Origin of the sequence: Nostoc sp. UHCC 0251 (genome assembly GCF_034932245.1) — a bacterium.
Taxonomy (GTDB): domain Bacteria; phylum Cyanobacteriota; class Cyanobacteriia; order Cyanobacteriales; family Nostocaceae; genus Nostoc.
On record NZ_JAYGHD010000416.1, the window covers coordinates 1 to 10,213 of the forward strand.

Consider the following 10,213-nt stretch of genomic DNA (forward strand, 5'->3'; position numbering starts at 1 on the left):
CCCGCCTCAGAATAAATTCTGAGGCTAATAGCAAAAGTCGTCTAAAGACGACTAAGAAAGGCTTTTAGTCCACTTTAGTGGACTTAAGCTATTAGCTCGGAACTTTAGTTCTGAGCGGTTTATGTTTAGAACGAAATAGCCCTACTCTAAATTGATAGTCATTTCACCTTATGAGCTTGGTTGCTGATCGGGAAACATACATTTATCAGAATCGCAACCGCTAGGGCCAGCCTCTGCCATTTCGCCTAAATCGTAGCGGCTTAAGACTGCACAAAAATCATCTGTTTTACGCCGTGCTTTCACCTCTTGATTTAAGCGATCGTAGGTTGGCTTATCTATTGGTTCAAATGGCAAACGTGGGAATGATTGCAGGTCATCAAAACGAGCTAAAAGGGCTGCTGAAATATATCCTTCATCATTCTGGATAGTTTCGTAAATCCGCTGTCCTAAAGGTTCGATTTCATCAGAGCGAAGCTCTAAAGTTGCTGATGTGTTGTGAGTCACATACCAACGTTGAACCTGGAGGACAAAATCAAATTGGGCTAAGACTGAAAACTTAGAAACATCAATTTCATCAGCACCTGGTAAATCAGCCCAAGATACAGAAACAGGAATTTCTACTAACCATTCACTCACCCGTGGATCAAAGGGATCGTTGAGCAAATTGCCCTGTTCATCTTTATCTGATTGAGAAGGAATGACGTTGTAACCGTAGTCAATACAAGCTAAGGCTACTGGATCATTTTTGCCGAAGGTGATACGGCGAATAAATCTTTGCGCTTTCGGGGGATGCCATCCTGAACTAGCATTAGTTAATAATGCCTTCGTGCCACTGGGTTGAACTGTAGTGCAACGATTTGGACGCTTGAAATTGTGGCGATCGCAATAATCCCAAACTACCCGATGTACAATATCTTTCCAGGAACTTAGATATTTTTCTTCCTCACGTTTGAAAGCTAGCCCTTGTGCAGTAGCGGGTCTTCCTGCTTCCCACCAGCGCAGCCAATCAACACCAAAAGCATGGACAAAGAAATCAAATAAACCTGTAAAAGAAACTCCTACAATCGGATCTAATTCACGGCTGTATTGATAGCGTGGTTCTAGGAATTTGTGATTTAAAAGTGCTGCTACAGATAGCGCCCCAGCAGTGAAAGCTTCTTCTTGTTCTTTGTAGTTATGTGGGTCGATTTGATTAAGGTGAACCTCTGACAAATTGCAGTGGAAATTACTACCAATGATTTCCAAATTTGTTACCCTAGAGGCTTTTTATCCCCTAGTTCTACTGCTTCATTATTTGCAGTAGCTCCGCGTACCTTTTACAGATGTGACTTCAGATAATAAAAGTGTTTCGGCTCCCTTCTCTACGAGAGGCTGCGCCAACGGCTACGCTCAGGGCAAGCCGCTCAACACAAGTATTTTTCACATCCACCCCCGCACTCTTGGAGAGATTATATTCTAGACAACAATGTTGGATGTAATCTAGTTTCACTCTCTACGCTGTACGGTGTCAAAGGCTTTTTAATTCCTTTGATTACCACGGGATTAGCATCTCAGCCTTCCCCGTTTTTGCGAGGTTTTTAACGTGAGGCAAAATCAATTACCACACGGATTTAGCCCATAGCGAGCTAAACGATGTTCTAGCTCATTAGCATCAAGATTTGAATAACGTTCTTCTAACCACTCTTTGGCTGTTCCTTGTTCATAAGCTTGCAAAAAATTAACTTTTAGAGCTTGTGTTGGCAGCAAATCAATGTTCGATCGCGCTACAGCCTCACCAGCCCATTGAATCGCTCCCTCGCCACTATAATATTGTTTGCGGACAGCACCAACACATTCTTCTAAGGTTGGCTTGCGGTGAAAAACTCTGGTGTGGTTTGCCATCCTGAGTGCATCACGTTCTGGATCAATTCGCCAGTTACCACTTTCATCTTGCTGCCATAAGTTATCTTTGGCAGTGGCTCCTTGTTCATCGTCAGCAATAAACTGACGCATCCCCGCACTATTGTGTGTCAGATAGCCATCACAATAGAAACAATGAGCTTCTTCGACTTCAATATCGTAAGTGTGGACATGATCATAACTGCCCAGTCCTTTAACACTAACTGGAATATCTAGTGAGATATCAGCTTCAACGATATAGCGCTCATAATTGGCATCAACAGTGCGAGATCCTTGAAATCCCATATCTCGCATCTCGCTATAAGTGTAAGCTTCCCGCATGATTGTACCAGGGACGGTGAAACCATACATTTTTAACCCTTGGCGGACTTCTCCCTTAAGCGAGTGAGGTGCAATAAGGGCGTTATAACGCCCTTTGAGGGCTGGAATTGTTAGGTTATACTTAACTTGCCATGTTTGGTGTTGTGGATGGGTAATGCTAATTCTGCCAGCGATACCTAAGCTGGATAAAACTACACTAACTTGTCTAATAAATGACCGATAGACTGAGGTAATTAAGTGAGGGGGTCGGTTATTGACAGCACCATCACTATCCATTAATCCACCAAGGTAAGCCGCCCTAATATCTACTGAACCCTGCAAAATAAAACTAGGAACTGCTAGGGGAATATTAGGTTGCTTGATATAGCGATGGAAGTACTCAGCTAGTCGAATAGATGAGCAGATTGATTTGGCAGTGTTTTCGCCCTTGATTACCCCATGAGTAGCAGTCAATCCAAATAAAGCTAAAGCAGCATCTATTTTGGCTTGAACTCTAGCTGTGAGTTCCGTATCTAAGCTGTTCATTGCCCATTCAACCCGGCCATAAGGTTTATCATACTTATTGCGACCGAGAGCAATATAGCCGTCACCGTGGGTTAACCCAATTAGCCAAGCAACTTCAGCTGTTAATTCGGGAATTACAAACGATTTAGCTGTGCGACTGTTTGAGGGGCGAGATTCAGTAAAATCAGGGGGTAGATGGGTAACTGTACCAGGTAGTACTTGTGTGTTGTGCAGGAGGCGATCGCCCTCAACTAAATTTGCAATCGACTTCCAGGTAATTCCCCCTTGAGCATCTGCAAGAACTGCTTGTCTGTGGTTTAAAGTTGCTCTTGGATAAGTCGCATTAGTTTCAATTTCATAGACATCCTGAAATCCTTGGTCGAATTTATCAACAACTCGCCGAAATCCTAAAGGCGTTTGTACTAGATCGCCCACTTGGACATCGCAAATGGGAACAAGGCCTTTGGAAGTATGAACTAAAGCATCTTCAGGTAGACAGCGCCGAATGTTACCTGCAACAATTGTTACAGCAGCCTGATCGATCAACAGACAGCATTCAACTGAATTTAATTGTCGTCCTACAGCTTTATTTAGGATAGATGCACAACGCTGATAAAGTCCGGGCAATTTTACAGGATTAGCAACTCCTCCAAAACCGTTGAGAGTTTCTCCTGCTTTTCGGACATCACTGATGTCAACTAATACTTCTACAGACGCAAAGTTTTGCGTCTCTACCTTGCTAAATCGTTCATTAGTGGAGAGTTCTAATAGGGCTTGATATGATTCAACCCAACCTTCACGGCTATCTCCTACGTGAATAGTGACGTTATTGCCTTCTATATGAGTTTGAGTATATTCACGTCGCTGTTGGACAGGAGTGCTGCCAATTTCGCCTTGTACAGTAACATTCAGTTGATTACGGATGGGAGGCAACTGATTAATAAATTGTGGTTCTATGACGGCTCCAGTACCACAGCCCATCATTGCCAAATCCATCATTAATCCGAAGGCACTCCAGTCTTCGAGATTGGTAGAGGTGCAATTATAAGCCCCGGAAAAATTCTTTGGTTTGGTTATCCAGTCTGTACCACCAACCCATAACCAGCGCCCACTGGGCATGGCTTTCAGGTTGCGCTGCATCTTATCGAGTATGGCAGCTTCTTCTTGAGTGAGCTTTCCTAACTCAACTAAACCGAGTAGAGTGCGATCGCATACCTCATCCCATGTTTCCCTTAGTCCCGCCTTTGTGCGGCGGCTATAGGTTCTAAAAAATACGGGATTCGCAGCCGGTGCAGTTTCGGGAAACTTTGCACTCTGGCGTTTTCTTTCGAGTTCTCGAACCATATACTAAGTGTCTTGCGTTCTTGTTGCGTGCGGACAGATTATGACTATACGCCAAGTAGTTTGAGTATTAAAGATTGTCAAATTGTCCACTTTACGCTACCTCTAACCTGCACTAATTACAACAAAAATTTATGATGTATAATGTCTGTCACCCTTGGGTATAATTTTATTACTGAGTTTTAGTTATTACTAATTAATCTGTAAGTAAATTATCTTTATACCGATTTTTATTCAATTACTTAGCAGAGGCATAAACTTTGCTTAGAATTATGCAGGTAGAGACTGAAGAACTTGAAGAAGGCAGAAGGCAGGAGGCAGAGGGCAGAAGGTTCGCCTCAGTTGGGGATTCAAACCCCTCCTGTCTTGGAGCCACTAAAAAATAGTTTAGTGGGGGTCTTAAACCCTTGCTAGAAAGTGGTCGCAGCAGAGAACAGAGGGCAGTATTCCTTCTGCCTTCTGCCCTCTGCCTTCTGCCTTTCTCGATAAACTCTATGTAGCTTTTATACCGGGCAAGTTGCTTATGCGGCAACTGCCAAAAAGTTCTCAGCCAGGGCAAAGATGTATCAAACTTGAATAACTATTAGAGGTGGCTGTAATGCCGACAATTCATTTGGTAGATGGTGAAAAAGGCGGGGTAGGAAAATCTCTCTTTACTAGAACAATGATTCAGTATTGTCTAGATAAGAAAATCCCGTTTGTGCCAGTGGACACAGATAGGTCAAATCCAGATGTAGCAGAGGTGTATAAGGAAATATGTAAGTATGCTGTGTTTAGTGAGAATGAACGACATGCAGATAAGGCAGATAGAATATTTGAGTGGGCGGTAGAGAGGCCAGTAATTGTGAATTTACCCGCACAATCGCATAGAGCAGTACAAGGGTGGATTGATTCTAATCAATTACTTGAACTAGGGAATTTGCAGGGAGTGATGTTTTGCAAATGGTTTGTATCAACAGGAGGATACGACAGCATCAACCTGTTTGCTCAGTCAGTGAATACCTACGGTGAGAAAATCCCTCATATTTTGGTCAGGAATTTAGGCCTGTGTGATGATTGGGAGCATGTAGAGTCAGACTCAAACTTTCAGAAAGTAGCAAGTAAATATAAGATAAAAGTTATAGATTTTCCGAAGTTAGCATATAAAGAAAGAAACATAATTGACCAGAATCGGCTGACTTTTGCGGAGGCAAGAGAGTATAAAGAATTTGGCATAATTGGGCGACAGAGAGTAATGAATTTTCTGAAGCTTGCTTATAGTGCTTTTGAGAGAGTAGGTATCTGGTATGAAAAAGTTGAATAGCTTTGCCCTAGAGGGCTTAATCATTGCCAATGATCAATATTCGTTGTGAAACTCTGCCAGACTACACAGTAATAGCTGAGGTGAATACATTAGCCTTTGGGCAACAAAACGAGGCCAAACTTGTAGAGAAAATTCGCCGTTCTGACCGCTATATTCCAGAACTTTCTCTGGTTGCAGAGGTTGAAAATGTTATAGTCGGTCATATTTTATTTAGCTACATTGACCTGGTGGGTGAAGAAACACTACAGGTTCTCGGTTTAGCACCTTTAGCAGTTCATCCACAGTTTCAAAGACAGGGTATTGGTAGCGCACTAATAAAAGCAGGGTTAGAAATAGCAGAGGCAAAGAAAGAAGCCATAGTGATTGTCCTTGGTCATCCCCACTTCTATACTCGTTTTGGCTTTCAGCCTTCTGTTGTTTATGAAATCGAGTCTCCTTTTCCAGTACCAGAGGATGTCTTCATGGTTAAACCACTGCAAAACTATCAAAAAAGGTATAAGGGAAAGGTTGTTTATCCATCTACTTTTGATGGAGTGTAACTCGCACACAGGTTCAGGGATGAGGCAGATTAGGAAGTTAGCCGAACGCTGCGCGCAGCTTGCTTTGCAGGGGTACACGCAGCGTCTCGTAGAAAGCGTCATTACGAATTAGTTAAACACTCTGGCTTGATGCTTTCTTGGCAATAGTTTTTAAGCGAGTTGCCCTGCTTTTACGGAGACTCTCACTTCTGCGAACTCCACCAGCCATCTCATATTCGCGGCTGTCTTTGCCGTATTTAAAAGCAATCCCTGTAAGCATTTTCTCTGAGGCCTACCGTAGGTATCGCATTCTAGACTATTGGTGCTGAAACTACACCCTTTACCTCTAACGCAGCCGCAACCCGTAAAATTAACGCTTCATTATATGGTGCTGCTATCAATTGCACACCTAAAGGTAAGGCATTTTGACGCTGAATTGGTATTGATAAAACTGGTAAACCAATAAAAGATAATGGTTGAGTAAATAACCCTAAATGAGGACGGACAAGAATTTCTTCGCCATCCAAAATCATGGTTTGTTGACCAATTAGTGGTGCAGAAATTGGTGTAGTTGGGGCAAGAATTATATCTACATTTTGAAAGACTTCCCGAACGCGATCGCGGTACCATTTTCTAAACCGTTGGGCTTGCAGATACCAGCTACTAGGAATTAACGCCCCAGCTAAAAAGCGATCGCGTGTTGCTGAATCAAAATCTTGGGGACGCGATCGCAACTTATCCAAATGCAGATTTGCACCCTCGCTAGCTGTAATCACAAACGCTGCTGCACGGGCGCGGTGTGCTTCTGGTATTGTTACGTATTCAGTCACACTTAAAGCATCAGCTACCTTTTGGACTGCTGCTAAAGCTTCTGATTCTGCGCCTTTGGTGAAATAATCAGCAGCAATGGCAATTCTGATATCAGAAATATCTTGTTTGAGTTGTGGTAAAACCAATTCAGGCGGACGCTTAGTACAAATTGGATCGCGATCGTCTTCTCCTTGAAGCACATCGAACACCGTAGCGATATCCTGCACCGAACGCGCAAAAGGGCCAATGTGGTCAAAACTGCTAGAAAATAAAGCTACCCCAGCACGAGATAACCTACCATAAGTCGGCTTAAAACCAAAAACGCCACACAACGCCGCCGGAACCCGAATCGAACCATTTGTATCAGAACCCAGCGTCAACGGTACTAACCCAGCAGCAACAGCCGCCGCCGAACCTCCCGATGAACCACCAGCAACTCGCTGTAAATCATGGGGGTTGTGAGTAGCACCGTAATGGGAGTTTTCCGTTACAAACCCATAAGCGTACTCATCCATATTTAAAGCACCAACCAGCACAGCACCCGCTTGTTTCAGCTTTGCTACTGCTGTTGCATCAAGGCTTGCTGCTGGGTTCTCTGCATTGATTTTTGAACCCGCCAGAGTCGTTAAACCAGTGATATCGAAGAGGTTTTTCACCGCAAAAGGCACACCAGGCAGCGTTCCAGGATTATTACCTTGGGCAATTTCCCTGTCAATACGGGCTGCATCTGTTAAAGCTGTTTCAGCAGTCACAGTCGTAAAACAGTTGAGTTGATTATCTTGTGCCGCTATTCGTGCTAATGCAGCCTTAGTAACTTCCACCGCGCTAACTTTGCCTTCACGCACAGCAGCAGCTATCGATACAGCATCATTCATGGTTCAAAAACTGGTGCAACTTCAATATCCTCTGGTAGCGGAAAAGAATTTACCAAATTAGCGATCGCACTAATTCTCTCAAAATTTGCTACCACACCATCTCGATACTCATCTCTTAGCTGTAAATCCAACAACAACGCCATTTGATCGACATATTCACCCACATTAAAACTTTCCATCTCTTCTTTGCGTCCTTCTCTAACGAGACGCTACGTGATTGCGTCTTCTCTGCGAGACGCTTCGCGTTCGCGTAGCGTTCCGAAGGAAAGGCGGTTCGTTATACCAATTCAATTAATGATTGCAACACATCCTTGGGTAAAGACGCGATGAATCGCGTCTCTACAAATGGTCTATTTGTCGCATTCTTTTTTCAAATTGGTATTATTCTAAACTTATAACCTCTTTCGGCAACACAAAAAATCCATCTTCCCCCGCCTCAAAATCAACAACCTGAAACACAGCATCAATATTTAACTCACCATAAATATGAGGAAAGAAATTGTCTACCTCCGCAGCTTCATAACGAATTTCAGCTTTAACTCGATCAGAATCAATGCAAAGAATTACTAAATCTTTTTGATTGACAAAAAAACGATTCGCCACCCAGATAACTTGCGCTGCTGTCGAACAGTGGATAAATCCTTCCGAGTCTAACGTATCACCGCGATAGCTTCCGAGGATTTTTGCCTGTTCCCATTGTTCGCTTTTGGTGATATGTAAAATAATGTTCATGGTAATTAATTAGCAAATGCGATTAATTTTATACAGTAAACCCGGCTGTCATTTATGTGAAGGCTTGCAGGAAAAGCTAGAACAAATCCAAAATCTTAGTTTTGAGTTGGAAATTAGGGATATTACAACTCGTGAAGATTGGTTTGGTGCGTATGAGTATGAGGTGCCAGTACTTTATTTATCGAACCACAGAGGCGCAGAGGGCACGGAGGGAGAAATTATAGAAGTACCATTGCCGCGTCCTTCTCCTCGTGCTAGTGTGCAGCAGTTGGAGCAAATGTTGCGTAAGTATTTAGCCAATTAGAAAAAAATAATGCAGAATAAGCGCAAGATTAAGAATGTGACGAGGTTCACAACATGAAATTGCGGGAATTACTAACGGCGGTAGATAGTGTTGAACAATTGCCTAGCCATCCGATGGAGGATGTGGAAGTTAGGGGTTTGAAGACGAATTCCCATGCTTGTGGTGTGGGAGATTTGTTTATTGGGATGCCAGGAACGCGGGTTGATGGTGGAGAATTTTGGCAAAGTGCGATCGCATCCGGGGCTGTAGCTGCGATCGTTTCTCCCGAAGCTGCACAGAAAAATCCTCCCACAAATGAGGCTGTAGTCATCAGTGCAAGTAACATAACTCAAGCTTGTGCCCAAATAGCCAGTGCTTTTTACGGTTATCCGGGGCGAAAACTAAAGCTAGTAGGTGTGACTGGTACAAATGGCAAAACAACAACTACTCATCTGATTGAATTTCTGCTCATCAAAGCTAATCTAGCTACAGCTTTGATGGGAACTCTCTACACTCGTTGGGCAGGTTTTGAGCAAACTGCTGCCTACACTACGCCCTTTGCAGTGGAACTGCAACAGCAACTAGCAGAGGCTATAAATGCTGGTAGTGAGTTCGGGGTGATGGAAGTAAGTTCCCACGCCTTATCCCAAGGTAGAGTCTTAGGTTGTGAATTTGATGTGGCGGTGTTCAGTAATCTTACTCAAGACCATCTCGATTATCACACCGATATGGAAGATTACTTTGCCGCCAAAGCGTTGTTATTTAGCCCTGATTATCTCAAGGGACGGGCAATAATTAATGCTGATGATTCCTATGGGAAGCGGTTAATTGCCTCGTTAGATTCTGAGCGCGTTTGGAGTTACAGTGTCAACGACAACAGCGCTGATTTATGGATGAGTGATTTAAATTACCAGCCCAATGGTGTCAGTGGTATATTACATACACCAAAAGGTGACGTAGCTTTTCGATCGCCCCTAGTCGGACAATATAATTTAGAAAATCTTCTCGCAGCCGTAGGAGCAGTTTTACACTTAGGGATAGATTTGCAGTTAGTAGCGTCTGTAATACCTGAGTTCCCAGGAGTCCCCGGACGAATGGAACGGGTACAGATTCTACCAGACCAAGATATTAGCGTTATTGTGGATTATGCCCACACACCCGATAGTTTGGAAAATTTGCTGAAAGCTGCACGCCCGTTTATACCTGGTAAGGTGATTTGCGTGTTTGGTTGTGGAGGCGATCGAGATCGCACTAAGCGGCCAAAAATGGGTAAAATTGCTGCTGAGTTAGCTGATGTTGCAGTAGTGACATCAGATAACCCTCGGACTGAAGACCCAGAACGAATTTTGCAAGATATTTTAGCGGGAATTGCTGACACAGTACAACCAACTGTAATTTGCGATCGGGCTACTGCTATTCGTACCGCTATTTTACAAGCACAACCCGGTGATGGAGTGTTGCTTGCTGGTAAAGGTCACGAAGACTACCAAATTCTCGGCACTGAAAAAATCCATTTTGACGACCGAGAACACGCACGCGACGCTTTACACCAAAGACTGAACATACATTAATTTGGGCATGGGGCATTGGGCATTGGGCATTGGGCATTGGGCATTGGGCATTGGGC

At 43.5% G+C, this 10,213-nt stretch carries 9 protein-coding genes and 1 pseudogene; 4 read left to right on the plus strand and 6 right to left on the minus strand.

Features of this window, described 5'->3' with window-relative positions; translation table 11 throughout:
- Positions 1–168: 168 nt before the first annotated feature.
- Together nrdJ and VB740_RS33885 are read right to left on the minus strand one after the other, a co-directional pair.
- A pseudogene (nrdJ, locus tag VB740_RS33880) lies at positions 169–1,242 on the minus strand (ribonucleoside-triphosphate reductase, adenosylcobalamin-dependent); the annotation flags it as partial.
- Between the two features lie 351 nt (positions 1,243–1,593).
- Positions 1,594–4,068, minus strand: a complete 2,475-nt coding sequence (locus tag VB740_RS33885; RefSeq protein WP_323204203.1) for an LAGLIDADG family homing endonuclease — start codon at positions 4,066–4,068, stop codon at positions 1,594–1,596.
- A gap of 595 nt (positions 4,069–4,663) precedes the next feature.
- On the opposite strand from VB740_RS33885, the gene VB740_RS33890 reads away from it, so the two are divergent.
- Both VB740_RS33890 and VB740_RS33895 read left to right on the plus strand, forming a co-directional pair.
- Complete coding sequence (locus tag VB740_RS33890; RefSeq protein ID WP_323204204.1) at positions 4,664–5,368, plus strand: mobilization protein; 705 nt, start codon at positions 4,664–4,666, stop codon at positions 5,366–5,368.
- Positions 5,369–5,397: 29 nt separating this feature from the next.
- A complete protein-coding gene (locus tag VB740_RS33895) occupies positions 5,398–5,907 on the plus strand; it encodes an N-acetyltransferase (RefSeq protein ID WP_323204205.1) in 510 nt (169 codons plus the stop codon).
- Positions 5,908–6,019: 112 nt separating this feature from the next.
- Here VB740_RS33895 and VB740_RS33900 read toward each other — a convergent pair whose 3' ends face one another.
- From VB740_RS33900 to VB740_RS33915, 4 genes are all read right to left on the minus strand, one after another.
- Positions 6,020–6,166, minus strand: a complete 147-nt coding sequence (locus tag VB740_RS33900) for a hypothetical protein (RefSeq protein ID WP_323204206.1) — start codon at positions 6,164–6,166, stop codon at positions 6,020–6,022.
- A gap of 31 nt (positions 6,167–6,197) precedes the next feature.
- Positions 6,198–7,571 (minus strand): AtzE family amidohydrolase, encoded by a 1,374-nt coding sequence (locus tag VB740_RS33905; protein WP_323204207.1) that lies wholly within the window; start codon positions 7,569–7,571, stop codon positions 6,198–6,200.
- The gene (locus VB740_RS33910; RefSeq protein WP_323204208.1) at positions 7,568–7,750 is read right to left on the minus strand and encodes a DUF4089 domain-containing protein; all 183 of its coding nucleotides are present in this window, start codon (positions 7,748–7,750) and stop codon (positions 7,568–7,570) included. Before VB740_RS33910 ends, VB740_RS33905 begins: the two co-directional genes overlap by 4 nt.
- Before the next feature lie 202 nt (positions 7,751–7,952).
- The gene (locus VB740_RS33915; RefSeq protein WP_323204209.1) at positions 7,953–8,303 is read right to left on the minus strand and encodes a DUF952 domain-containing protein; all 351 of its coding nucleotides are present in this window, start codon (positions 8,301–8,303) and stop codon (positions 7,953–7,955) included.
- Positions 8,304–8,319: 16 nt separating this feature from the next.
- Here VB740_RS33915 and VB740_RS33920 point away from each other — a divergent pair, with 16 nt between their 5' ends.
- Together VB740_RS33920 and VB740_RS33925 are read left to right on the plus strand one after the other, a co-directional pair.
- Positions 8,320–8,607 carry a glutaredoxin family protein gene (locus VB740_RS33920; RefSeq protein ID WP_323204210.1) on the plus strand — a complete coding sequence of 96 codons (288 nt, stop codon included), beginning with the start codon at positions 8,320–8,322 and terminating at the stop codon, positions 8,605–8,607.
- 53 nt (positions 8,608–8,660) lie between these two features.
- Entirely contained in the window at positions 8,661–10,157 is a 1,497-nt protein-coding gene (locus tag VB740_RS33925; RefSeq protein ID WP_323204211.1) for a UDP-N-acetylmuramoyl-L-alanyl-D-glutamate--2,6-diaminopimelate ligase, read from the plus strand.
- The last annotated feature ends 56 nt before the right edge of the window (positions 10,158–10,213 follow it).

Excerpts from the sequence above, each read along its gene's own strand:
- VB740_RS33885 (WP_323204203.1), bottom strand. The coding sequence starts at position 4,068 with ATGGTTCGAGAACTCGAAAGAAAACGCCAGAGTGCAAAGTTTCCCGAA.
- VB740_RS33890 (WP_323204204.1), top strand. The coding sequence starts at position 4,664 with ATGCCGACAATTCATTTGGTAGATGGTGAAAAAGGCGGGGTAGGAAAA.
- VB740_RS33895 (WP_323204205.1), top strand. The coding sequence starts at position 5,398 with ATGATCAATATTCGTTGTGAAACTCTGCCAGACTACACAGTAATAGCT.
- VB740_RS33900 (WP_323204206.1), bottom strand. The coding sequence starts at position 6,166 with ATGCTTACAGGGATTGCTTTTAAATACGGCAAAGACAGCCGCGAATAT.
- VB740_RS33905 (WP_323204207.1), bottom strand. The coding sequence starts at position 7,571 with ATGAATGATGCTGTATCGATAGCTGCTGCTGTGCGTGAAGGCAAAGTT.
- VB740_RS33910 (WP_323204208.1), bottom strand. The coding sequence starts at position 7,750 with ATGGAAAGTTTTAATGTGGGTGAATATGTCGATCAAATGGCGTTGTTG.
- VB740_RS33915 (WP_323204209.1), bottom strand. The coding sequence starts at position 8,303 with ATGAACATTATTTTACATATCACCAAAAGCGAACAATGGGAACAGGCA.
- VB740_RS33920 (WP_323204210.1), top strand. The coding sequence starts at position 8,320 with ATGCGATTAATTTTATACAGTAAACCCGGCTGTCATTTATGTGAAGGC.
- VB740_RS33925 (WP_323204211.1), top strand. The coding sequence starts at position 8,661 with ATGAAATTGCGGGAATTACTAACGGCGGTAGATAGTGTTGAACAATTG.